The following is a 22,941-nucleotide window of genomic DNA, read 5'->3' on the forward strand; positions in this document are numbered from 1 at the left end:
GCATTAGCGTGAGACATTGAGGACCTCCTGGTCGCTGCAGCGGTTGTCTAAGCAACTCCACTGTGCAACCGGAGGTCCTCACCTTTAGGTCAACGACTCCAGCGAGTCATTACATTCACCGAACCAACGTCCCTGGGCAGTACAACTAGCCCTGCCGCGCGAATCAGGACTGGACATGTCCCGGGGTGGCCGAAGCCGCGGCAGCCTTGCGTCCGAGTAACACGGCGGCGACGCCGGCCACGACGCTCAGCGCCAGAAGGACCCAGCCGGCCACGGTGAGCCCGGAGGCCAGGGCGACCTGAGCGCCGTCGAGAGTGTCGGCGGACATCATTTCATCGATCACCGTGTTGCCCCACAGCCGGACCGCAGCAAAGAGCAGCGGCAGCGACCACAGCGCCCAGCGCAGGGATTTCCGGGCCACGTTGGTTCCGATCAGCAGCAGCCAGGTGAAGCCAAAGATCAGCGGGAAGAGCATCCCGGCCGTCTTGTGGACATAGTTCAGCTGGCCCCGGGCATCGGCGTCCATGGCCGCGCGCAAATGCTCCACGAACCCCAGGTCAAAGCCGCCCACCAACGAGTCGGGCATTGCCTGGCCGCCCGACAACTGGGTGAGTTGGTTGAGGGTGAGCAGGTGCAGATACCAGAACAGGAACAGGCTGGCCACGACCCCGGCGATGACAATCAAGTTGCTGTTGCTCTGTGCCTTCTGCGGTGTCCGGCTGGTGGTCGGATTGATCACGGGAGGGAGATGGTGCTGGGGGACCGCCGCGTTGGCGCCGTGCTTTTTGATCCGCTGCGCGGGTGTCTTGGCCATGGCTCCATTATCGCCCGTCCTGCACACCCCTCCGCGCCGCCGTCTGCCCGGGTGCCCGCGCCGGCTGTTCACTGCCAGCGGGCGCCGATAGTCTGGGACGCGTGACCGAACTAGGAAAACACCGGCTCGGCCGGCACAGCACCGCAGATCTCGACCCCTCACTGGATGACTACCAACTGGCCGAGGCCCTGGTCCGCGAGGCCGGTACCCTGGCGCTGTTGATGCGGCAGGCCGGGCTTGAAGGCAGGCAGAAGACGTCGGTCTCGGACGTGGTCACGGCCGCCGACCACGCCGCCGAGTCCTACGTGCTGGAACAGCTTCGGCGCTGCCGCCCCGATGACGCCGTCCTGGGCGAGGAGGGCGCCTCTGTGGCGGGCAGCAGCGGCCGGACCTGGGTCATTGACCCCGTCGACGGGACCTTCAACTTCCTGCATGGATCCACGTACTGGTGCTCGGCCATTGCCCTGAAGGATTCCTCCGGTGCAGGGCTCGGCGCCATCTTCCAGCCGGAGGAGGACAAACTCTGGCTGGGCGGGACGTCCCGTGCGGCGACGCTCAATGGCGAAAAACTGGTCACCTTCCTGCCCGGCGCGTCCGGTGGCACCGGACGCTCCGACACGCCGCTGGCTGATCTCGGCGCGGCAACCTACATCCACCCGACGTGGCTTGCCGATCCGATGTGTGCCATGCCCTGGCACGCGGCAGCGACGTCGGCGGCCGCGCTGCGCATGTTCGGGTCCGGCTCCTGCGACCTCGGCCGGGTCGCGGACGGAGAGCTCGGCTGCTGGTTCCAGCACAGCTGCCCCGAGTGGGACTGGCTGCCCGGGAAGGCGATCGTGGAGGCGGCCGGCGGCGCGACCGACGTCGTGCGCGTCAACGGACTCGACTGGTTCATCGCGGGAGGCACGACGGCGGTCCAGCAGTTGCGCGCCGCGCTCAGCTCCGGGGGCGTCGGCTAGCTTCCCGCCTGCCGGACCTCCCCGCGGGACATGCTCATTGTTCGCTGTTAGGAGTGGGCACACGGGGAGTATGTCCAGTGGTCACGGGTGGCGGAGGACATGTCCGTTCGTCCGTGCCATGTCCGTGGGACATGCCCAGTCTTCCCGACAACCTCCGCGGGGCATGCTCATTTTTCGCTGTCAGGAGCGGGCACAAAGGGAGTATGTCCAGTGGTCACGGGTGGCGGAGGACATGTCCGTTGGGCAGAGCTGTGTCCGTAGCGCATGATCATTCTTCAGAACAACCCGGGTCTTCCCCGGGACAGCCTCCGCGGGGCATGCTCATTCTTCGAGGTCAGGACTGGGCGCAGGGGGATTATGTCCACTGGGCGCGGGCAGGGGAGGGCATGTCCCGACGGGCGGACACGGCTGTCAGCGCCACCGCCTAGACTTAGATACACCATGGATATGTTGTTTGACCCTTACGCCGACGGACCCTTCCAAGCTGCCTCCAAGGCGGCGGCAGGCACTAAATCGCGCTCCGGGTCCGGCCTGGCGGGCCTGGATTCCGGACCGGATTCCGCCCCGCACGGCGGAAGCCCGCACGGCGGTAGCCCGCACGGCGCCGCCCCGCACGGCGGCAGCGCACACGGCGACGGCCCTGACGGCGGCTGGGACCGCCCGCAGCTTCCGAACGCCGGCGAACTCCTCGAGGGGCTGAACCCCCAGCAGGAAGAAGCGGTCAAGCACGCCGGCAGTGCCCTGCTGATTGTCGCCGGCGCCGGGTCGGGCAAGACCCGCGTGCTCAGCAACCGGATCGCCTACCTGATCGCCACGAGGCGGGCGCACCACGGCGAGATCCTGGCCATCACCTTCACCAACAAGGCCGCGGCCGAAATGCGGGAACGGATCGAGGCGCTGGTCGGCGGCCGGGCCAAGACCATGTGGATCTCCACCTTCCACTCCTCCTGCGTCCGGATCCTGCGCCGCGAGGCCAAGAACGTCGGGCTCAACTCCAACTTCTCGATCTACGACTCCGCCGACTCGCTGCGCCTGATCACCCTGGTCGCCAAGAACCTGGACCTTGACCCCAAGCGCTTCGCGCCCAAGGCCATCCAGCACAAGATCTCCGCGCTCAAGAACGAGCTGATCGACGCAGACAGCTATTCCTCCAGCGCCAACTACAACGATCCCTTCGAGCAGGCCGTCGCCGAGGTCTTCAAGGGCTACACCCAGCGCCTGCGCCAGGCCAACGCCATGGACTTCGATGACCTGATCGCCGAGACCGTCTACATGTTCCGGGCCTTCCCGGCGCTCGCCGACTCCTACCGGCGCCGCTTCCGGCACGTCCTCGTGGACGAATACCAGGACACCAACCACGCCCAGTACGCCCTGGTGCGCGAGATCGTCGGCGAGGGCCCCGACGCGGCCGAGCTCACCGTCGTCGGCGATTCAGACCAGTCCATCTACGCCTTCCGCGGCGCGGACATCCGCAACATCGTGGAGTTCGAGAAGGACTACCCGGACGCCCGCACCATCAAGCTCGAGCAGAACTACCGCTCCACCCAGACCATCCTCAGCGCCGCCAACTCGGTGATCTCCCGCAACCCCAACCGGCCGGAGAAACGGCTCTGGACGGCCGAGGGCGACGGCGAGAAGATCGTGGGCTACGTCGGCGAGAACGAACACGACGAGGCCCAGTTCATCGCCAAGGAAATTGACCGGCTCCAGGATGAGGGCAACCTGCGCCCCGGCGACGTGGCCATTTTCTACCGCACCAACGCCCAGTCCCGCTCGATCGAGGACGTCCTGGTCCGCGTGGGCCTGCCCTACAAGGTGGTCGGCGGCACCCGCTTCTACGAGCGCAAGGAGATCAAGGACGCCCTCGCCTACCTGCGCGTCCTGGTCAACCCGGACGACGACGTCAACCTCCGCCGCATCCTCAACGAACCCAAGCGCGGGATCGGTGACCGAGCCGAGGGTGCCGTCGCCGCCCTGGCGGAGCGTGAGCGCACCTCCTTCATGGCCGCCGCGCGGCGCGCCGATGAAGCCCCGGGCATGGCGACGCGTTCGGTCAACGCCGTGCTGGGCTTCGTGAAACTCCTCGACGACCTCGCCGAGGTCGCTTCCGGCTCCGGCGCGGCCGCGGCCCTCGAAGCCGTGCTCGAACAAACCGGCTACCTTGCCGGGCTGCGCTCCAGCACCGACCCGCAGGACGAGTCCAGGGTGGAGAACCTCGCCGAACTGGTCGCCGTCGTCCGGGAATACGAACGCGACAATCCCGAAGGCTCGCTCGGAGCCTTCCTGGAGCAGGTCTCCCTCGTGGCCGACGCCGACCAGATCCCGGACGCCCCCGGCGGTGACGCCGAAAACCTGGCGGCCGCCGTCGCCGAAGCCAAGCGGCTCGGCGTCGTGACCCTGATGACGCTGCACACCGCGAAGGGCCTGGAATTCCCGGTCGTGTTCCTGACCGGCATGGAACACGGGCTGTTCCCGCACCAGCGCTCCGCCACCGATCCCAAGGAACTGGCCGAGGAACGCCGGCTGGCCTACGTGGGGCTGACCCGTGCCCGTAAGCGTCTCTACCTGACCAGGTCCGAGGTCCGCAGCATGTGGGGCCAGAGCCAGTACAACCCCGCGAGCCAGTTCATCGAGGAGATCCCGGCCGAGCTCGTCGAGTGGAAGCGCGAAGGCGCCAGCCGCCAGAGCGGAGGCTGGGGGAGCGGTGCCGGGATCGGGTCCAGCCGCTACGGCGGATCGTTCTGGGGTGCCGGGACAGCCCGCGGCGCCGCGGCCAGCCCGTCCGCCGGCTTCAACGCCGACGTTCCCGCCGCGGTGGCCAAGAACAGGGTCCAGCCGCAGAAGGAAGTTGTCGCCGTCAGCGTGGGGGACAAGGTCAACCACACCAGCTTCGGCAACGGCACCGTCCTGGCGGTGGAGGGCGCCGGGGACAAGACGGTCGCCAAGGTCAAGTTCGACATCGGCGAGAAGCGGCTGCTGCTGCGCTACGCGCCGCTGACCAAGCTGGACGCCTAACTGACCGCGTAGCTGGACGTTTGGCTGAAGACCCGGCGGGAGTCCGGAGACCGGTCCGCCAGCACCCCGTGCAGCCGGATGCACGGGCGTTCGCCGTACTTTACGAACGCGGGTCTGGCACGGCCGCGCCGGCCTTCGGAGCGCCGTCGGACACCCCAAAAACCCCGTAATCTAGCGGTTTTTCTACGCTCCATAGAATAGTGTCCTTACTCACATAACCGGTACTCTGGAACGGGCTGGTCCGATCGAAGGACTAGAGTTCCCAAAGGAGCATTGCGCCGTGTGGCTCGTTTCCAAGCTTGTCGCAGGGTGCGTTTATTCCGCAGCCCGGTAACCGCGAGTACGTGGGGTCCGGCTGTACAGAAACTACTTCGACGTAGAAGGACACTAAACCGTGGACCTGTTTGAATATCAGGCGCGCGATATGTTCGAGGCGCACGGTGTACCCGTGCTTGCTGGCATCGTGGCGCACACCCCTGAAGAAGCAAAGGCAGCTGCCGAGAAAATCGGCGGCGTAACTGTCGTAAAGGCGCAGGTCAAGGCCGGAGGCCGCGGCAAGGCCGGCGGCGTCAAGGTCGCGAAGACCGCTGACGAAGCGTTTGAACACTCCACCAACATCCTCGGGATGGACATCAAGGGCCACACCGTGCACCGGGTGATGATCGCCCAGGGTGCAGACATCGCCGAGGAATACTACTTCTCCGTCCTTCTGGACCGGGCCAACCGCAACTACCTGGCCATGTGCTCGGTTGAAGGCGGCATGGAAATCGAGCAGCTCGCCGTTGAGCGCCCCGAGGCCCTGGCCAAGATCTCGATCGACCCGGCCGTGGGCATCGACCAGGCCAAGGCCGACGAAATCGTCGCCGCGGCAGGCTTCGCCGAGGAACTGCGTGGCAAGGTCGCCAGCGTAATCCTGAAGCTCTGGGACGTTTTCAAGAAGGAAGACGCCACTCTTGTGGAGGTCAACCCGCTGGTCCTGACCGGCGCCGGCGACATCGTTGCCCTTGACGGCAAGGTCTCCCTCGACGAGAACGCCGACTTCCGCCACCCCAAGCACGCCCACCTTGAAGACAAGGACGCTGCTGACCCGCTCGAGGCCAAGGCCAAGGCGCAGGACCTCAACTACGTCAAGCTGGACGGCGAAGTCGGCATCATCGGTAACGGTGCCGGCCTGGTCATGTCCACCCTCGACGTCGTTGCTTACGCCGGCGAGAACCACGGCAACGTCAAGCCCGCGAACTTCCTGGACATCGGCGGTGGAGCTTCCGCCGAGGTCATGGCAGCAGGCCTCGACGTCATCCTGGGCGACCCGCAGGTCAAGTCCGTCTTCGTCAACGTCTTCGGCGGCATCACCGCCTGTGACGCCGTCGCCAAGGGCATCGTCGGTGCACTGGCCGAGCTGGGCCACTCCGCGAACAAGCCGCTGGTAGTCCGCCTCGACGGCAACAACGTTGAGGAAGGCCGCCGCATCCTGGCCGAGGCCAACCACCCGCTGGTTACCCTGGCCGCCACCATGGACGAGGGCGCCGACAAGGCTGCCGAGCTCGCCAACGCAGCGAAGTAGAGGGACTCGACTATGTCTATTTATTTGAACAAGGACTCCAAGGTCATCGTCCAGGGCATCACCGGCGGCGAAGGCACCAAGCACACCGCCCTGATGCTCAAAGCCGGCACCAACGTTGTGGGCGGCGTCAACGCCCGCAAGGCCGGCACCACGGTCCTGCACGGCGACGCCGAGATCACCGTCTTCGGCACCGTCAAGGAAGCCATGGCCGAGACCGGCGCTGACGTTTCCATCGTCTTCGTGCCGCCGGCCTTCACCAAGGACGCCGTCGTTGAAGCCATCGAGGCCGGCATCGGCCTCGTCGTTGTCATCACCGAAGGCGTGCCGGTCCAGGACTCCGCCGAATTCTGGGCACTGGCCCAGTCCAAGGTGGACGCCAACGGCAAGCAGGTCACCCGCATCATCGGACCGAACTGCCCCGGCATCATCACCCCGGGTGAGGCCCTCGTTGGCATCACCCCGGCCAACATCACGGGCAAGGGCCCCATCGGCCTTGTCTCCAAGTCGGGCACCCTGACTTACCAGATGATGTACGAGCTGCGCGACCTCGGCTTCTCCACCGCCATCGGCATCGGCGGCGACCCGGTCATCGGCACCACCCACATCGATGCCCTCGAAGCCTTCGAGGCTGACCCGGAGACCAAGGCGATCGTCATGATCGGCGAAATCGGTGGCGACGCCGAAGAGCGTGCCGCCGACTACATCAAGGCCCACGTCACGAAGCCGGTTGTTGGCTACGTGGCCGGCTTCACCGCTCCGGAAGGCAAAACCATGGGCCACGCCGGCGCCATCGTCTCGGGCTCCGCGGGCACCGCCCAGGCCAAGAAGGAAGCCCTCGAGGCTGCCGGTGTCAAGGTCGGCAAGACGCCGTCCGAGACCGCCAAGCTCCTGCGCGAGGTCTTCGCGACCCTCTAGGTCCGAAGCGCCACGGCAAATAAGCACCACTGCAATACAGCAACGCGGGGTCACTCACGGCCCATTCCACTCGGTGGGATGGGCGCGGAGTGACCCCGCGTTGTTTCTTTAGGTACGACGGCGGCAGGCCATCTTCCCCGGGAGGTGACCTGCCGCCGTCGTACTCTTTAAGACCCCGAGGTCCTAGACCTTGGCCCCGCTGAGGACTTCCTCGAGCTGTTCGTAGGCTTCGGTCATGCCGCCCTCCATTCCGGACTGCGCCATGCCGTCGCGGGCCTCCATGCTGGGGTAGACCGCGTGGCCGCTGAGCCGCGAACGGCCGCCGCCCAGGTCCTCGAAGGTCAGGGACTCAATGCTCACCACGTCCGGGTAGCCATCGAATTCGAAGGTCTGGATGGCGAAATGATTCTCGCGGACAGTGTGGAAGACACCGGTGAAACCATAGGCGCTGCCGTCCGGCGCGGTGTGGGTGTAGCGGTAGCTGCCGCCGGTCCTGAAGTCGTAGTGGTCAACAGCCATGGTCAGCCGCCGCGGGCCAAGCCACTGTGCGACGAGCTCGGGATCCTTGTGCGCCCGGAACACCTCGGACACCGGAAAATCGAATTCACGCTCGAAATCGATGAACGGCAGACCCTCGGGGACGGTCAATTTCAGTGCGTTGCTCATGATGCATCCTTTGCCTGTGTGCCGCTCTGGGCGGCGCGGATTTCAAGCACGGCGTCAAGGCTGCGGAACTGCCCCTCGCGGACCAGCCGGTACTGGTCGATCCAGGCGGTGAGCGCTTCCAGCCGTGCAGGGTTCAGGTGCACGGGCCGGCGCTGGGCGTCACGGGTGCGCGTGACAAGTTGCGCCTGCTCGAGGACCTGGATGTGTTTCGAGATCGCCTGCTTGGTGATCGCGAAGGGCTCCGCCAGTTCATTGACGGTGGCCGGGCCCCGGCTGAGCCGGGCAATGATGCGGCGGCGGACCGGATCGGCGAGGGCCAGGAAGGCCGCGTCGAGCTCGCTGTCGTCGCTGGAATCCACTTGGTGTCCCCACCTCCCGTCCCGACCATGGATAATCAACCGCCTTGTTGATCAATCTCTAGGTTGTTAACGCTATCCCTGGGCTCCGGCCTGCGCAATACCCCAACGCGGGGTCACTTAGCGCCCATTCCGCACCCGAGGATGGGCGCTAAGTGACCCCGCGTTGCTGTGTGCTGTCACGGAATCCTTGCGCAGCTCCAAATTACTTCGTTAGTATGTCAGGACAAACTAACGAAGGAGATGCGAGTGCCTCTCGTACGAATTGACGTCAACCAGGGCCGCTGCGCGGAGCAGCTCCGCGGGCTCAGCCAGGGCATCCACAACGCGATCGTGGCCGAATTTGGCATTCCAGAGCGGGACTACTTCCACGTGCTGACCGAGCATCCCGAGGGGCAAATTGTCGCCCAGGATGCCGGGCTCGGCTTCGAGCGGACGCCGGACGTGGTGATGATCCAGATCTTCACCCAGGCCGGGCGAAGCCAGTCCGCCAAGCAGTCCCTGTTTGCCGCCATTGCGGACAGGCTGGCCGCCGCGGGGGTCGCCGGCGAGGACGTTTTTATCGGATATGTCGAGAACACCGCGGGGGACTGGTCGTTCGGTTTCGGGCAGGCCCAGTACGTCACCGGCGAACTCGGCGTTCCCGCCAGGTAAACACCCGGGTATTTCCGGCGCCTGCCCCGCCGCCGCGGCGCCGCGCGGGGCATCATTTGAAGTCCCCGTGTCATGTTGTAAATATGTCAGTACAAACCTTTGACAGTACATGGATTCTAAGGCAAAGTAGTGGTTGTGGCCCGGCTCACGCCAGGCCCCAAAGCACTGAATAAGCACCGCAGAAACGCCGAAGCTCAAGCTGCGCAAAGGTATCGAGTCCACACCAGAAAGGTCCACGATCACCGTGACCCACGAACTGCTCACGATCGGGCGCATCAGTGTTGATATCTACCCGAACGACATCGGGGTGGATCTGGAGGATGTCACGTCCTTCGGAAAGTACCTTGGCGGATCCCCATCCAACGTAGCGGTCGCCGCTGCCCGCCATGGCCGCCGCACCGCCGTCATCACCCGCACCGGCGACGACGCCTTCGGCAAGTACCTGCACCGCGAACTGCGCAAATTCAACGTGGACGACTCCTTCGTCACGGCGGTCAAGGAATGGCCCACCGCCGTCACGTTCTGCGCCATCAAGCCGCCGGAGGACTTCCCGCTCTACTTCTATGGACGCTTCCCCACGGCACCAGACCTGCAGATCAAGGCCGAGGAACTGGACCTGGACGCCATCAGGGACGCCGGGATCTTCTGGTCCACCGTCACCGGACTCTGCCAGGAGCCCAGCCGCACCGCCCAGCTCACGGCCCACGAGGCACGGCCCCGCACCGGGCTCAAGGAAGGCCAGTTCACCATCCTGGACCTCGACTACCGGCCGATGTTCTGGGCCTCCGAGGAGGAAGCCCGGGAACAGGTCGCCAGGATCCTGCCGCACGTCACCGTCGCGATCGGCAACGACAAGGAATGCGCCGTCGCCGTCGGGGAGGGCACCCCGGACGAACAGGCGGACCGGCTGCTCGCGGCCGGCGTCGAAATCGCCGTAGTGAAGCTGGGCCCTGAAGGGGTCATGGCCAAGACCCGCACCGAGCGTGTGGTCTCTGCCCCGGTGCCCGTGGAAACTGTCAACGGCCTCGGTGCCGGCGACTCCTTCGGCGGGGCCTTCTGCCACGGCCTGCTCTCCGGCTGGCCCCTGGCCCAGGTCCTCGATTTCGCCAACGCCGCCGGCGCCCTCGTCGCCTCCCGCCTGTCCTGCGCCGACGCGATGCCGACGCCGGACGAAGTCACTGGCCTGCTCGCCGAACGCGGCCGGCTGCTGCCGGGTACCTACGCCACCGAAGGAGCAGCACTGTGAGTGCAAACCCAGCCGTCGCCACCCGTGGGGTGAACGATGATCCCCGCCGCTACGAGCACCTGAGCATTATCCGGCTCGAAGACCCGGAAGCGATTGCCCGCGCCGCCAAGGCCCGGCGCCGCCACCCCGGCGTCAGGGCCCACCGGCAGAACTTCATCGTCGCCGCCGACCACCCGGCCCGCGGCGCGCTCGCCGTCGGAAACGATCCGGTGGCCATGGCCGACCGCCGCCAGCTCCTGGACCGCCTGCAGATCGCCCTGGCCAACCCGGACGTGGACGGTGTCCTCGCCTCGCCGGACATCATGGACGATCTGCTCCTGCTCGGCGCGCTCGAGGGCAAGCTGCTCTTCGGCTCGATGAACCGTGGCGGACTCTCCGGCCTGGTGAACGAATTCGATGACCGCTTTACCGGCCACACCGCGGCCGCGCTCGAGGCCCTGGGCGCCGACGGCGGCAAGATGCTGACCCGCATCTGCCTCGGCGACCCGGACACCGTCGCCACCCTCGAAGCGACCGCGAGGGCCATCGACTCCCTCGCCGAACGCAGGCTGATCGCCATGGTGGAACCGTTCCTCTCCGTCCGCGAAAACGGGAAGGTCCGCAACGACCTCTCGACCAATGCCGTCATCAAGTCAGTCGCCATCGCCGAAGGCCTTGGCGCGAGCAGCGCCTACACCTGGATGAAGCTCCCCGTGGTGGCCGAGATGGAACGCGTCATGGCCTCCACCACGATGCCCACCGTGCTCCTTGGCGGAGACCCGGACGCTGGCCAGGACGAGGTGTTCGCCAGCTGGCAGACTGCCCTCGCATTGCCCGGCGTTCAGGGCCTCACCGTCGGCCGGACCCTGCTCTACCCGCAGGACGGCGACGTCGCCGGCGCCGTGGCAACCGCGGCCTCGCTGCTGCACCACACCGAATCCACCCGCACCAAAGAAGTATCGGAGTAGCTTCCCATGGGAATGAGCACGGCATCAGGAACACGCAGAATGACGGTCGCGCAGGCCGTCGTTGAATACCTGTCCAAGCAGTACACCGTCGATTCGGTCGGCGGCCAGGACTTCCGGGAACGCCTGATTCCGGGCACGTTCGGCATCTTCGGCCACGGCAACGTCGCCGGCGTCGGCCAGGCCCTCAAGCAGTACCAGCAGCTCGATCCGGCGATCATGCCGTACTACCAGGGCCGCAACGAACAGGCCCAGTCCCACCAGGCGGTCGGCTTCGCCCGCCACACCCGCCGCCGCCAGACCTTCGCGATCAGCACCTCGATCGGTCCGGGCTCCTCGAACCTGCTCACCGGCGCGGCGCTGGCCACCACCAACCGGCTGCCGGTCCTGCTGCTGCCGAGTGACACGTTCGCGACCCGCGCCGCCGACCCCGTGCTGCAACAGCTCGAACAGCCCTACGCCTACGACATCACCGTCAATGACGCATTCCGGCCGCTGTCGAAGTTCTTTGACCGCGTCTCCCGGCCCGAGCAGCTGTTTTCCGCGTTCCACCACGGACTCCGTGTCCTCACCGACCCGGCCGAGACCGGCGCAGTCACCATCTCGCTGCCCCAGGACGTCCAGGCCGAGGCCTTCGACGTGCCCGAGGAATTCCTCGCCGAACGCGAATGGCGGATCCGCCGCCCGGACGCCGACGACGAGGACATCCGCCGCGCCGCGGAGGCGATCCGCGCCGCCAAGCGCCCGCTGATCATCGCCGGCGGCGGCGTGCTCTACGCCTACGCCAACGAGGAACTCGCGAAGTTCGCCGAGCTGACCGGCATCCCGGTCGGCAACACCCAGGCCGGCGTCGGCGTGCTGCCCTGGGACCACAAGTTCTCCCTCGGGGCCATCGGCTCCACCGGCACGACGGCGGCCAACGCCATCGCCGCCGAGGCCGACCTCATCATTGGGATCGGTACCCGCTACGAGGACTTCACCACCGCCTCCCGGACCGCGTTCCAGAACCCGGACGTGAAATTCCTCAACATCAACGTCGCCGCCCTCGACGCCTACAAGCACGGCACCTCACTGCCGATCGTGGCCGATGCCCGCAAGGCCCTGGTCAAGCTGAACCAGGCCCTCGGCGGCTACCGCATCGGCGCGGACCTCGAGCAGCGGATCGCGGCCGAGAAGAAACGCTGGGACGCCACCGTGGACGAGGCATTCGACACGCGGTTCACGCCGCTGCCGGCGCAGAACGAGATCATCGGCGCCACGAACCGCGCCATGGACGCCCAGGACGTCGTCATCTGCGCCGCCGGCTCACTCCCCGGTGACCTGCACAAGATGTGGCGCGTCCGGGACCCGTTCGGCTACCACGTCGAATACGCCTACTCCTGCATGGGCTACGAGATCCCGGGCGGCCTCGGGGTCAAGCGCGCCGCCCTGGCCGAAGCCGCCAAGGGCGGCACGCAGCGCGACGTCGTCGTCATGGTGGGGGACGGCTCCTATCTGATGATGCACACCGAACTCGTCACCGCCGTCGCCGAGCGGATCAAGCTGATCGTGGTCCTGATCCAGAACCACGGCTACGCCTCGATCGGTTCGCTTTCCGAGTCCCTCGGTTCCCAGCGCTTCGGCACCCAGTACCGGGCGCTGGATGAGGAACACCACAGCTTCGACGACGGCGACCGGCTCCCGGTCGACCTGGCCCTGAACGCCGAAAGCCTCGGCGTGAAGGTGATCCGGATCGAACCGGGGGAGAAGTTCATCGCCGAGCTCGAGCAGGCCATCCGGGACGCCAAAGCAGCCCCCGAACGCGGCGGCCCGATCGTCATCCACGTTGAATCCGACCCGCTGCTCGATGCCCCCAGCTCCGAGTCATGGTGGGACGTTCCGGTCTCCCAGGTCTCCGAGCTCGACTCCACGAAGCAGGCCTTCCAGACCTACACCGACCACAAGGCCCGCCAGCGCAAGCTGCTCGGCTGACCCCCCCTCATCACCACGAACAGCCACAGACCAAGGAAGTCCACCACTATGTCAACGACGACCGTCACCACCATCAGCCACTTCATCAACGGCGCCGAAACCGCCGGTGAGGGCACCCGCACCCAGCCCGTCTACAACCCGGCCACCGGCGCCGTCTCCGCGGAGCTGCGGCTGGCCAACCGGGAAGACCTGGACACCACCGTCGCCGCCGCCCGCGCTGCCGCCGATTCCTGGGGCGACATCTCCCTGGCCAAGCGCACCGCGGTGCTGTTCAAGTTCCGCGAACTCGTCGCCTCCCACGTGGACGAGCTCGCCGAACTGATCACCGCCGAACACGGCAAGGTCCTCTCCGACGCCAAGGGCGAGATCGGCCGCGGACTCGAGGTCATCGAGTTCGCCTGCGGCATCCCGCAGCTGCTCAAGGGCGACTACTCGGACCAGGTCTCCACCGGCATCGACGTCTTCTCCTTCCGCGAACCGCTCGGCGTCGTCGCCGGCATCACCCCGTTCAACTTCCCGGTCATGGTCCCGCTGTGGATGGCCCCGATGGCGATCGCCACCGGCAACGCCTTCATCCTCAAGCCCTCCGAGCGCGACCCCTCCGCCTCGATGCTGCTCGCCAAGCTGTGGAAGCAGGCCGGGCTGCCCGACGGCGTCTTCCAGGTCCTGCACGGCGACAAGGCAACGGTCGACGGCCTCCTGACCCACCCGGACGTGGACGGCATCTCCTTCGTCGGTTCCACCCCGATCGCGAAGTACGTCCACGAGACCGCCACCGCCCACGGCAAGCGCGTCCAGGCCCTGGGCGGGGCGAAGAACCACGCGATCATCCTGCCCGACGCCGACCTCGACAACGCTGCCGACCACCTGGCCGCCGCCGCCTTCGGCTCCGCCGGGGAACGCTGCATGGCCATCTCGGTCGCCGTCGCCGTCGGCGAAGCCGCCGACCTGCTGGTCAAGAAGGTCGAGGAGCGCGCCCTGGCCGTCAAGGTCAACAACGGCACCGTGCCCGACGCCGAAATGGGCCCGGTCATCACGCCGGCGTCCAAGGAACGCATCGTGAAGATCGTCACCGAAGCCGAAACCGCCGGCGCCGCGATGGTGGTGGACGGCCGCGACCTCGTGGTCCCAGGCCACGAAGACGGGTTCTGGGTCGGCCCGACCGTCCTGGACCACGTCACGGCCGGGATGACCGCCTACACCGAGGAAATCTTCGGCCCCGTCCTGGTCGTGGTCCGGGTGGAGGACCTCGACGCCGGCATCGCCCTGATCAACTCCAACCCCTACGGCAACGGCACCGCGATCTTCACCTCTTCCGGCGCCGCGGCCCGGAAGTTCCAGCGCTCCGTCACCGTGGGCATGATCGGCATCAACGTGCCGCTGCCCGTGCCGGTGGCGTACCACTCCTTCGGCGGCTGGAAGGCCTCGCTGTTCGGCGACAAGCACATCTACGGCCCCGAAGGCGTCTCCTTCTACACCCGTGGCAAGGTGGTCACCTCGCGCTGGCCCGAACCCACGCACGCCTCCGGAGCCTCCTACAACTTCCCGTCCAACTGACGCCTCGACTAACCACGATCGACTGCTCCGTAACCGCCGTTTTGAGCGTCCAAAACGGCACCTGCGGAGCACTCGACGAGAAGGAATGGAAATGACAGAGAACAAGCTGATCATCGGCACCGCGCCGGACTCCTGGGGCGTCTGGTTCCCGGATGACCCCCAGCAGACCCCGTGGGAACGCTTCCTCGACGAGGTCGCCGAATCCGGCTACAAGTGGATCGAACTTGGCCCCTATGGCTACCTCCCCACCGATCCGGCCCGTCTCGCCGAAGAGCTCAAGCAGCGCGACCTCAAGATCTCAGCCGGCACCGTGTTCACCGCATTCCACCGCGGGGCCCACCAGTACGACGAAGCCTGGGAGCCGGCCCGCAAGGTCGCCGAACTCACGGCAGCCATGGGAGGCGAACACATCGTGGTCATTCCCGCCATGTGGCGCGACGACGTCACCGGCGAGGCCGTCGAGAGCGGCACGCTCACCGAGAAGGCGTGGAGCGACCTGTTCTCCGGCCACAACCGCATGGGCAAGACCCTCTTGGAGGATTTCGGCCTGAAGCAGCAGTTCCACTCGCACGCCGACTCCCACGTCGGCGCGCAGGAGGACATCGAAACCCTGCTCGCGGCCACGGACCCAAAGTACCTCAACCTCTGCCTGGATACCGGCCACGCCGAATACTGCGGGGCCTCCAGCCTCGACCTGATCAAGAACTATCCGGACCGGATCGGCTACCTGCACCTCAAGCAGATCAACCCCGACATCCTCAAAAAGGTCAACGAGGAAAACATGACGTGGGCCGCCGCCAACCTGGCCGGCGTGATGACCGAGCCGCCGAACGGGCTGCCGGACCTGCGCGCCGTCATCGAAGCCGTGGAGGCGCTCAACCGGCCGATCTTTGGCATTGTGGAACAGGACATGTATCCCGTGGCCTTCGACGTCCCGATGCCGATCGCCAAGCGCACCCGGAACTACCTGCTCTCCTGCGGCTCCCGCACCGCCGTCAACTAGAACTGAGGACAAGATCATGACCAAGACCCTCCGCGTAGCTGTCATCGGCGCCGGCCGTATGGGCGCAGACCACATCCAGCGGCTCAACACCCGCATCCACGGCGCCGAAGTTGCCGCCGTCGTCGACGTCGACCTCGCCCGTGCCCAGGCCGCCATCGAAGGCATCCCCGGCGCCGTCGCCCTCGCCGACGCCGAGGAGGCCCTCAACAACGGCGACGTCAACGCCGTCCTGATCGCCACCCCCGGCTTCCTGCACGAGGACATCCTGCTCAAGGCGATCGCCAAGGACATCCCGATCCTCTGCGAGAAGCCGCTCACCCCGGATGCCGAATCCTCCTGGAAGATTGTCGAAGCCGAGCGGGAGCTGGGCCACAAGCGCATCCAGGTCGGCTTCATGCGCCGCTTCGACGCCGAATACGCCGCCCTCGGCAAAATCATCCGCGACTCCGAACTCGGTGAGCTGCTCATGCTGCACCACCAGCACCGGAACCCCACCACCCCGGCGGGCTTCACCAACGAGATGCTGATCAACGACTCCGTGGTCCACGAATTCGACGCCATCCGCTACTTCACCGGCGAGGAAATCACCTCGGTCCAGGTCCGCCTCGGCAAGGCCACACGGAACGCCCCGGCCGGTCAGCACGACCCGCAGCACGTCCTGATCGAGACCGAGTCCGGTGTCCTGGCCGACGTCGAGATCTACGTCAACGCGAAGTTCGGCTACGAGGTGGCCACCCAGGCCTCCTTCGAAGACGGCATCGTCAGCATCGGCGGCGACAAAGGCCCGTACACCCGCAGCAACGGCCGCTGGGGCGGCCACGTCACCCCCGGCTTCGAGGAACGCTTCGGGGCGGCGTACGACGTCGAAATCCAGTCCTGGGTGGACGCCGCCCTGCGCGATGAGATCGGCGGCCCCACCGCCTGGGACGGCTACGCCACGGCCGCCTGCTGCGAGGCCGGCGTCGAGGCGCAGAAGAACGGCGAAAAGGTCGCCGTGAAGCTCAACGCCAAGCCCGCCCTGTACCGCTAAAACCCCGCCGGCCGGCGCCTTCTACTGCAAAGAACGCGCCGGCCGGCCGCACGCCCGCCAGATCCACAATGGAGTGTTCACCGTGAAAATCGCCCTAGATCCCACGCCGTTCCACCACAGCCACGGACTCCTCGAGTTCCCGCGCGTGGTGGCCGACCTCGGCTACAAGTACATGCAGATGACCCCGCACGCCGATTTCATCCCCTTCTTCAACCACCCGAAGGCCGACGACGAGCTCGTGGGCAAGCTGAAGGCGGCCTGCAAGGACGCGGGAATCGAAATCGCGTCGGTGCTGCCCGTGCTGCGCTGGTCCGGCCCGGACGAGGACGCACGCGAGGCGGCCGTCCGCTACTGGAAACGCGCCATCCAGATCACCGTGGACCTGGGCGTTGGCACCATGAACACCGAATTCAGCGGCCGGCCGGAGAAGGCCGAAGAATCCGAGCGGGCCTTCTACCGCTCCATGGAGGAGCTGCTCCCCATCATCGAGCGGGAGGGGATCGACCTGCTGATCGATCCGCACCCGGACGACTTCGTCGAGGAGGGCCTGGCCGCGATCCGCGTGATCCGCGGGCTGAACTCGAAGAATGTTGGCCTGGTCTACGTGGCCTCGCACAGCTTCCACATGAAGAACGCACCGCTGGAGATCATGCGGGCCGCGGGCGACAAGCTGCGCCTGGTCCACGTGGCCGACACGATGGACCACCACGCCTCACACGGGCTGCGCTACATCACCAACCCGCCCGGCAACCCCGTCCGCGTGCACCAGCACCTGAAAATCGGCGACGGCGACGTCAACTGGGACGAGTTCTTCGGCGGCCTGCAGGAGATCGGCTTCCTGGACCGTGAAGATACGGTGATGGTCTCCAGCGTCTTCGCCGAGGACGACAACGCCGCGGACGTCTCCCGGTACCAGCTGGAGACCATGAAACAGCGCGTCGCGAAGGCGAGCCTATGACGGCGCCCGTCGCCGAGGTGACACGGCCCGTCAACCACAAACGGGCCCTCCGGACCGCGACGATCGTCTCCACTTTCGGCGGACTGCTCTTCGGCTACGACACCGGCGTGATCAACGGCGCTTTGCCGTACATGCAGGTGGACCTGGGCCTCACGCCACTGACCGAAGGGCTCGTGACCTCCTCGCTGCTGTTCGGGGCGGCCTTTGGCGCCCTCTTCGGCGGGCGCCTGGCGGACCGCCACGGCCGGCGCAAAATGATCATGGTGCTGGCCGTGGTGTTCCTCGCCGGCACCCTTGCGTGTACCTTCGCGCCGAACACGGAGGTGATGATCCTGGCACGCCTGATCCTCGGCCTGGCCGTGGGCGGGGCCTCGGTGACGGTGCCGGTGTACCTGGCCGAGGTCTCACCGAGTGCCCGGCGCGGACGAATTGTCACCCAAAACGAGCTGATGATCGTCACGGGCCAGCTGCTGGCCTTCATGTTCAACGCCTACCTCGGCAACAGCTTCGGCGAGGCCGGCGGGATCTGGCGCTGGATGCTGGTCATCGCAACCCTGCCGGCGATCGCGCTCTGGGTCGGTATGAACTTCATGCCCGAAAGCCCGCGCTGGCTGGCATCGATGGGCAGCTTCGGCGAAACCCTCAGTGTGCTGCAGCGGATCCGCTCCCAGTCCGAGGCCAGGGCTGAATTTGAAGAAGTCAAGGCCATGGCCGTGGAGGACTACAAGGCCAAGATGGGCTCCTGGAAGGACCTCAGTGTTCCGTGGCTCCGGCACATCTTCGTGGTGGGGATCGGGCTCGCGGTCATCCAGCAGATCACGGGCGTCAACTCGATCATGTACTACGGCACGCAGATCCTCGCCGAGTCCGGATTCGGCCGCGAAGCGGCCCTCACGGCCAACATCGCCAACGGGGTCATCTCCGTTCTCGCCACGTTTCTGGGCATCTGGCTGCTGGGCAAAGTGGGACGGCGGAGGATGCTCATCACTGGCCAGCTCGGCACCACGACGGCGCTGTTCCTGATCGGCGTCTTCTCTCTCATCCTCCCCGAGGGCCCCGCCCGGGGCTTCGTCATCCTGGCCCTGACCGTGACATTCCTGGCCTTCCAGCAAGGTGCAATCTCACCGGTCACCTGGCTGATGCTCTCAGAGATCTTCCCGCTGAAGATCCGCGGCCTGGGCATGGGCGCCTCGGCCTTCGTGCTGTGGATCGTGAACTTCCTGGTTGGCTTCGGCTTCCCGCAGCTCCTCGCCGCGATCGGACTGTCCAGCACCTTCTTCGTCTTCGCTGTGCTCGGCGTCGGGGCCATCGCCTTTGCCGCGAAGTACATTCCGGAGACCAAGGACAAGAGCCTGGAGGACCTGGAACACTTCTTCAAACAGGCGGCCGCCAGGGAACTGGTCACCGTCTAGCCGCAGTCAAGAAAGCCCTGCACGCACAAGCCCCGCCCGGGATTCGTCCCCGGCGGGGCTTTCTGCGTACTTTCTGCGTACTCGCGCGAGGCGGTTGCCGCGCTAGGCCGCGGCGTGCAGCCGGGGGAGGGCGTCGACCAGCGGCGCCAGTTCGGGGACTTCCTGGGCCTCGGCCAGCGCCCGCTCCAGCGTGGCGTCGTGGACCGGCCTGCTCTGCTCGAGCAGGGCGATGCCGCTGGGGGTGAGCTCGGTGTAAATTCCGCGGCGGTCATCCGCGCACAGGATCCGGGTCAGCAGCCCGCGGTCCTCGAGCCGGTTGACCAGGCGCGTGGTGGCACTCGCGCTCAACGCCGTGGCACGGGCGAGCTGCTGCATCCGCATGTGCCAGCCGTCCTGCCGGCTCAGCGCGTCCAGCACGGTGTACTCCACGACCGAGAGCTGCGCCTCGGCCTGCAAGGACCGCTCCAGCTCGGCCTCGATCAGCCCGTGCAGGGCCGCCAGGGTCCGCCAGCCTTGCGCCCGGACCTCGACGGCGTCGTCCTTGATGCCCATCACGTGTTTCCCTTCAACTCGCGTGCCCGGCGGGGTGGTGACGGGCACATCAAATAATAGTTGCTTGCGCGCTGTATCTGCTTGTGCAAGAATAAATAACGCGTCTGCAACTACTAGCTTACGCGCCATACCCCATCCCGTACAGCTTTGTAAGGAGCACCTCCATGCCTGTTGGCCTGATAGCCCTCGCCCTCGGCGGGTTCGGCATCGGACTCACCGAGTTCGTCATCATGGGCCTGCTGCCGCAAGTGGCCGCAGACTTCCACGTCACCGAGGCGACCGCGGGCTGGCTCATCTCCGGCTACGCGCTCGCCGTCGTGGTCGGGGCGCTTGGCCTCACCGCGGCCGTGACGCGCTTCGAACGCAAGCCCGTGCTGGCGGTACTGATGGTGCTCTTCATCGCCGGCAACCTCGTCTCGGCGCTCGCGCCGGATTACTCGGTAATGATGATCGGCCGCATCATTGCCGCCCTCGCACATGGCGCGTTCTTCGGCATCGGCGCCGTCGTGGCCGCGAGCATGGTGGCGCCCACTAAGAAGGCGGGTGCGATCGCGATCATGTTCACCGGCCTGACGGCTGCGAATGTGCTCGGTGTCCCGTTCGGCACCATGCTGGGCCAGGCCGCGGGCTGGCGCTCCACGTTCTGGGCGATCACCGTGATCGGTGTCCTCGCCCTGGCCGGCATCCTCGCCCTGGTGCCCAGGACAGGTTCGGGAGATTCAGCCCCTGGTTCTGCCTCTGATTCTGCCGCTGGCAGCCTGCGCGGCGAGCTCCGTGCCTTCCGGTCCGGACAGGTCTGGCTCTCCATCCTCGTCACCATCCTTGGGTACGGCGGCATGTTCGGCGCCTTCACCTACATCGCCTTCACCCTCACCGAGGTCACCGGCTTCTCCGCCACCACGGTCCCGTGGCTGCTGATCCTCTTTGGCGTCGGGCTCTTCATCGGCAACACCGTGGGCGGCAAGGCGGCCGACAAGAATGTGGACCGCACCCTGCTGGTAGTGCTCGCCATTCTGGTGGTGGTGCTCGTGGTCTTCGCCCTGAGCGCCGGCAACCAGCCGTTGACCATCGCCTCCATGGTGCTGCTGGGCGGCTTCGGCTTCGCCACGGTTCCGGGACTGCAGATGCGCGTCATGAAATACGCCAGCAGCGCTCCCACCCTGGCCTCCGGCGCCAACATCGGCGCATTCAACGTCGGCAATGCCCTGGGCGCCTGGCTGGGCGGCGTCACCATCACCGCCGGCCTCGGCTACACCTCGCCCATCTGGGCCGGCGCCGGGATCACCCTGTTGGGCCTGGCAGTGATGGCGTTCGCCGCGGCTCACGCAAAGAAGCACGACGCCGACCTGCCGGGAACCGGCGGATCAACCGTGCCCGCCGTTGCAGCGGCGGAAACCAGCACAGACCTTCCGGTCACCGAGGCTGCAGCCGTTGCCCGCTGACCGCTCGAACACAACAGACCGCCCGACCACAACAACAGGAGACACCATGAACTCAAGGCCCCATATCGTCCTCAACAACGGGGTGCGGATGCCGCAGCTGGGCTTCGGCGTCTTCCAGATTCCCGACGCCGAGACCACCGAGGCGGTAGCAGCGGCGCTCGCGGCCGGTTACCGGAGCATCGACACGGCCGCCATCTACGGAAACGAGACCGGAACCGGCCGCGCGCTCGCGGAATCCGGGATCGCGCGGGAGGAGCTATTCATCACCTCCAAGCTGTGGATCGACGACCTCGGCTACGAACCGGCCCTTGCTGCCTTCGACGCGAGCCTGGACAAGCTGGGTCTCGACTACCTGGATCTTTACCTGATCCACTGGCCGGCGCCGGCATCGGACCGGTACGCCGACTCCTGGTTGGCCCTTGAGAAACTCCTTGCCGACGGCCGGGTCAGGGCCATCGGCGTCTCCAATTTCGAGCCGGGACACCTGCAGCGGCTCATCGACCTGGGCGGAACGGTGCCGGCCGTCAACCAGGTGGAGCTGCACCCGGCCCTTCAGCAGCACGCCGTGACGGTGTTCAACGCGGCGCAGGGCATTGCGACGGAGGCCTGGAGTCCGTTGGCCCAGGGGGCACTGCTGGCGGATCCGGCCATCACGGAGATCGCCGCGCGGCACGGCAGAACCCCGGCGCAGGTCATTCTGCGCTGGCACCTGCAGCAGGGGAGGATCGTCATCCCGAAGTCAGTGACGCCGGCCCGGATCCGGGAAAACCTGGAGGTGTTCGGCTTTGAGCTTTCCGCGGGCGAACTGGCGGCCGTGAATGCCCTTGAGCGGAACGGGCGCACCGGACCGCACCCGGCCACGTTCAATGGCTAGCTGTCAGCGCCTGAGCAGCCGAACGGCCTAGCAGCCGAATGGCAGCCGCGGGTCCAGGTCCTGGCCTTCCCAGGTCTGGCGGATCCAGCCGTGGTGCGGGTCATCGCTGATGAGCCAGTCGCGGACCGGGCCAGGGCCGGCCATGACGTTGAGGTAATACATGTCGTAGCCGGGGGCGGCCATGGCGGGTCCGTGCCAGCCGTAGGGCACCAGGACGACGTCGCCGGTCCGGACCTCGGCCGCAACGTCGATGGGCCGCTCGTCGGAGGCGTAGACGCGCTGGTAGCCGATGGCGTCGTCGGCGCCGGGCCGCTGCGGCGCCCCTGGCGTGACGCGGGTTTCGAAGTAGTAGATCTCCTCGAGGCTGGTCTCGCCGTCTTTTTCCTCGTCGTGCTTGTGCGGGGGATAGGAGGACCAGTTGCCGGCGGGGGTGAGGACCTCGCAGACAATGAAGCGGTCCGCCTCCAGCGCGGCGGGGGTGCCGAAGTTGTGGACCTGGCGGGAGCAGTTGCCCGCCCCGCGCAGTTCCACCGGCGTCTCGGCGGCCGTGATGAGGCGGGTCGGGTAGGAGGCTTTGGCCGGCGCGGTGGCGACTGCCACGCGTCCGCCGTCGGCCGAGGTGATGGTTACTGCCTTGCCGGCTCCGGTGTAGAGCACATCGCTGGGGCCGCTGAAGACGCTGTCCCGGCCGGCCAGGGGATAGTCCTGCCCGTCGACGGTCGCTACGAAAGAGCCGTTGAGCGGGATCACGATGCGTTCCTCCTCCGCCGCGTCCAGGCTGACGGCGCCGCCGGCAGCGAGCGTGGCAACCTTCAGCCCGGTATGCGCCCAGCCGTCCACCTCCAGTCCGGAATCGGACGTCCCGATGGAAATGTCCCACTTGCCTTCGGCTGCGGTGCCGAGCGGATAGACCCAGTTGGCCATGGAAGCTGCCCTTTCGTTGTCGCGCCGGAGGCAGGCGCGTGTGTGTGCGGGTTGGAGCCGGTTGCGCCCGTCGCTGGCGCCTAAC

The 22,941-nt window shown here is 66.7% G+C and carries 20 protein-coding genes; 15 read left to right on the top strand and 5 right to left on the bottom strand.

All coding sequences use genetic code 11. The features are described 5' to 3' along the window. Positions 1 to 163 precede the first annotated feature (163 nt). On the bottom strand, positions 164 to 814 hold the full coding sequence (locus tag AC1DGD_RS13330) for a hypothetical protein (RefSeq protein ID WP_476857095.1): 651 nt from the start codon (positions 812 to 814) through the stop codon (positions 164 to 166). Between the two features lie 101 nt (positions 815 to 915). Between AC1DGD_RS13330 and AC1DGD_RS13335 the strand changes: the two genes are divergently transcribed. The 4 genes from AC1DGD_RS13335 to sucD all read left to right on the top strand — a co-directional run bounded on the left by AC1DGD_RS13335 (position 916) and on the right by sucD (position 7,267). Further along, a complete protein-coding gene (locus tag AC1DGD_RS13335; RefSeq protein ID WP_476857096.1) occupies positions 916 to 1,773 on the top strand; it encodes an inositol monophosphatase family protein in 858 nt (285 codons plus the stop codon). Positions 1,774 to 2,214: 441 nt separating this feature from the next. After that, positions 2,215 to 4,788 carry a DNA helicase PcrA gene (gene pcrA, locus AC1DGD_RS13340; RefSeq protein WP_476857097.1) on the top strand — a complete coding sequence of 858 codons (2,574 nt, stop codon included), beginning with the start codon at positions 2,215 to 2,217 and terminating at the stop codon, positions 4,786 to 4,788. Between the two features lie 394 nt (positions 4,789 to 5,182). Next, positions 5,183 to 6,352, top strand: coding sequence for an ADP-forming succinate--CoA ligase subunit beta (gene sucC, locus AC1DGD_RS13345; RefSeq protein ID WP_018776032.1), 1,170 nt, complete (start codon positions 5,183 to 5,185; stop codon positions 6,350 to 6,352). Positions 6,353 to 6,364: 12 nt separating this feature from the next. Beyond that, a complete protein-coding gene (gene sucD / locus AC1DGD_RS13350) occupies positions 6,365 to 7,267 on the top strand; it encodes a succinate--CoA ligase subunit alpha (protein WP_028275595.1) in 903 nt (300 codons plus the stop codon). A gap of 183 nt (positions 7,268 to 7,450) precedes the next feature. Here the strand turns inward: sucD and AC1DGD_RS13355 are convergent, their stop codons facing one another. Next, positions 7,451 to 7,933 (bottom strand): SRPBCC family protein, encoded by a 483-nt coding sequence (locus AC1DGD_RS13355; RefSeq protein ID WP_476857098.1) that lies wholly within the window; start codon positions 7,931 to 7,933, stop codon positions 7,451 to 7,453. Further along, positions 7,930 to 8,292: an ArsR/SmtB family transcription factor gene (locus tag AC1DGD_RS13360; RefSeq protein ID WP_476857099.1), complete on the bottom strand. Its 363-nt coding sequence runs from the start codon at positions 8,290 to 8,292 to the stop codon at positions 7,930 to 7,932. Before AC1DGD_RS13360 ends, AC1DGD_RS13355 begins: the two co-directional genes overlap by 4 nt. A 246-nt stretch (positions 8,293 to 8,538) precedes the next feature. On the opposite strand from AC1DGD_RS13360, the gene AC1DGD_RS13365 reads away from it, so the two are divergent. The 9 genes from AC1DGD_RS13365 to AC1DGD_RS13405 all read left to right on the top strand — a co-directional run bounded on the left by AC1DGD_RS13365 (position 8,539) and on the right by AC1DGD_RS13405 (position 19,064). Further along, a complete protein-coding gene (locus AC1DGD_RS13365; protein ID WP_476857100.1) occupies positions 8,539 to 8,943 on the top strand; it encodes a tautomerase family protein in 405 nt (134 codons plus the stop codon). Between the two features lie 244 nt (positions 8,944 to 9,187). Beyond that, entirely contained in the window at positions 9,188 to 10,189 is a 1,002-nt protein-coding gene (gene iolC / locus AC1DGD_RS13370) for a 5-dehydro-2-deoxygluconokinase (RefSeq protein WP_223914263.1), read from the top strand. Then, positions 10,186 to 11,136 carry a Cgl0159 family (beta/alpha)8-fold protein gene (locus AC1DGD_RS13375; RefSeq protein WP_223914262.1) on the top strand — a complete coding sequence of 317 codons (951 nt, stop codon included), beginning with the start codon at positions 10,186 to 10,188 and terminating at the stop codon, positions 11,134 to 11,136. Before iolC ends, AC1DGD_RS13375 begins: the two co-directional genes overlap by 4 nt. 39 nt (positions 11,137 to 11,175) lie before the next feature. Beyond that, entirely contained in the window at positions 11,176 to 13,104 is a 1,929-nt protein-coding gene (iolD, locus tag AC1DGD_RS13380; protein WP_476857101.1) for a 3D-(3,5/4)-trihydroxycyclohexane-1,2-dione acylhydrolase (decyclizing), read from the top strand. 48 nt (positions 13,105 to 13,152) lie between these two features. After that, positions 13,153 to 14,661, top strand: coding sequence for a CoA-acylating methylmalonate-semialdehyde dehydrogenase (locus AC1DGD_RS13385; protein ID WP_476857102.1), 1,509 nt, complete (start codon positions 13,153 to 13,155; stop codon positions 14,659 to 14,661). A gap of 91 nt (positions 14,662 to 14,752) precedes the next feature. Next, a complete protein-coding gene (locus tag AC1DGD_RS13390; RefSeq protein WP_230010006.1) occupies positions 14,753 to 15,664 on the top strand; it encodes a sugar phosphate isomerase/epimerase family protein in 912 nt (303 codons plus the stop codon). Between the two features lie 16 nt (positions 15,665 to 15,680). Next, entirely contained in the window at positions 15,681 to 16,694 is a 1,014-nt protein-coding gene (locus tag AC1DGD_RS13395; RefSeq protein ID WP_476857103.1) for a Gfo/Idh/MocA family protein, read from the top strand. Between the two features lie 82 nt (positions 16,695 to 16,776). Beyond that, positions 16,777 to 17,652, top strand: a complete 876-nt coding sequence (locus tag AC1DGD_RS13400) for a sugar phosphate isomerase/epimerase family protein (protein WP_476851295.1) — start codon at positions 16,777 to 16,779, stop codon at positions 17,650 to 17,652. Then, positions 17,649 to 19,064: a sugar porter family MFS transporter gene (locus tag AC1DGD_RS13405; RefSeq protein WP_476857104.1), complete on the top strand. Its 1,416-nt coding sequence runs from the start codon at positions 17,649 to 17,651 to the stop codon at positions 19,062 to 19,064. Before AC1DGD_RS13400 ends, AC1DGD_RS13405 begins: the two co-directional genes overlap by 4 nt. 102 nt (positions 19,065 to 19,166) lie before the next feature. Here the strand turns inward: AC1DGD_RS13405 and AC1DGD_RS13410 are convergent, their stop codons facing one another. Beyond that, positions 19,167 to 19,616 (bottom strand): MarR family winged helix-turn-helix transcriptional regulator, encoded by a 450-nt coding sequence (locus AC1DGD_RS13410; RefSeq protein WP_223915289.1) that lies wholly within the window; start codon positions 19,614 to 19,616, stop codon positions 19,167 to 19,169. A 164-nt stretch (positions 19,617 to 19,780) separates the two neighbouring features. On the opposite strand from AC1DGD_RS13410, the gene AC1DGD_RS13415 reads away from it, so the two are divergent. Next, positions 19,781 to 21,058 (top strand): MFS transporter, encoded by a 1,278-nt coding sequence (locus AC1DGD_RS13415; RefSeq protein WP_476857105.1) that lies wholly within the window; start codon positions 19,781 to 19,783, stop codon positions 21,056 to 21,058. Between the two features lie 46 nt (positions 21,059 to 21,104). Further along, entirely contained in the window at positions 21,105 to 21,932 is an 828-nt protein-coding gene (locus AC1DGD_RS13420) for an aldo/keto reductase (RefSeq protein ID WP_476857106.1), read from the top strand. Between the two features lie 27 nt (positions 21,933 to 21,959). On the opposite strand, the gene iolB is transcribed toward AC1DGD_RS13420, so the two are convergent. Beyond that, positions 21,960 to 22,856 (bottom strand): 5-deoxy-glucuronate isomerase, encoded by an 897-nt coding sequence (iolB, locus tag AC1DGD_RS13425; protein ID WP_476857107.1) that lies wholly within the window; start codon positions 22,854 to 22,856, stop codon positions 21,960 to 21,962. Between the last annotated feature and the right edge of the window lie 85 nt (positions 22,857 to 22,941).

It is taken from the genome of Arthrobacter sp. 05T45 (genome assembly GCF_056395875.1).

Coding starts and splice junctions, on each gene's coding strand:
- AC1DGD_RS13330 (WP_476857095.1), bottom strand. CDS start 814: ATGGCCAAGACACCCGCGCAGCGGATCAAAAAGCACGGCGCCAACGCG.
- pcrA (WP_476857097.1), top strand. CDS start 2,215: ATGGATATGTTGTTTGACCCTTACGCCGACGGACCCTTCCAAGCTGCC.
- sucD (WP_028275595.1), top strand. CDS start 6,365: ATGTCTATTTATTTGAACAAGGACTCCAAGGTCATCGTCCAGGGCATC.
- AC1DGD_RS13355 (WP_476857098.1), bottom strand. CDS start 7,933: ATGAGCAACGCACTGAAATTGACCGTCCCCGAGGGTCTGCCGTTCATC.
- iolD (WP_476857101.1), top strand. CDS start 11,176: ATGACGGTCGCGCAGGCCGTCGTTGAATACCTGTCCAAGCAGTACACC.
- AC1DGD_RS13385 (WP_476857102.1), top strand. CDS start 13,153: ATGTCAACGACGACCGTCACCACCATCAGCCACTTCATCAACGGCGCC.
- AC1DGD_RS13390 (WP_230010006.1), top strand. CDS start 14,753: ATGACAGAGAACAAGCTGATCATCGGCACCGCGCCGGACTCCTGGGGC.
- AC1DGD_RS13395 (WP_476857103.1), top strand. CDS start 15,681: ATGACCAAGACCCTCCGCGTAGCTGTCATCGGCGCCGGCCGTATGGGC.
- AC1DGD_RS13405 (WP_476857104.1), top strand. CDS start 17,649: ATGACGGCGCCCGTCGCCGAGGTGACACGGCCCGTCAACCACAAACGG.
- AC1DGD_RS13410 (WP_223915289.1), bottom strand. CDS start 19,616: ATGGGCATCAAGGACGACGCCGTCGAGGTCCGGGCGCAAGGCTGGCGG.
- AC1DGD_RS13415 (WP_476857105.1), top strand. CDS start 19,781: ATGCCTGTTGGCCTGATAGCCCTCGCCCTCGGCGGGTTCGGCATCGGA.
- AC1DGD_RS13420 (WP_476857106.1), top strand. CDS start 21,105: ATGAACTCAAGGCCCCATATCGTCCTCAACAACGGGGTGCGGATGCCG.
- iolB (WP_476857107.1), bottom strand. CDS start 22,856: ATGGCCAACTGGGTCTATCCGCTCGGCACCGCAGCCGAAGGCAAGTGG.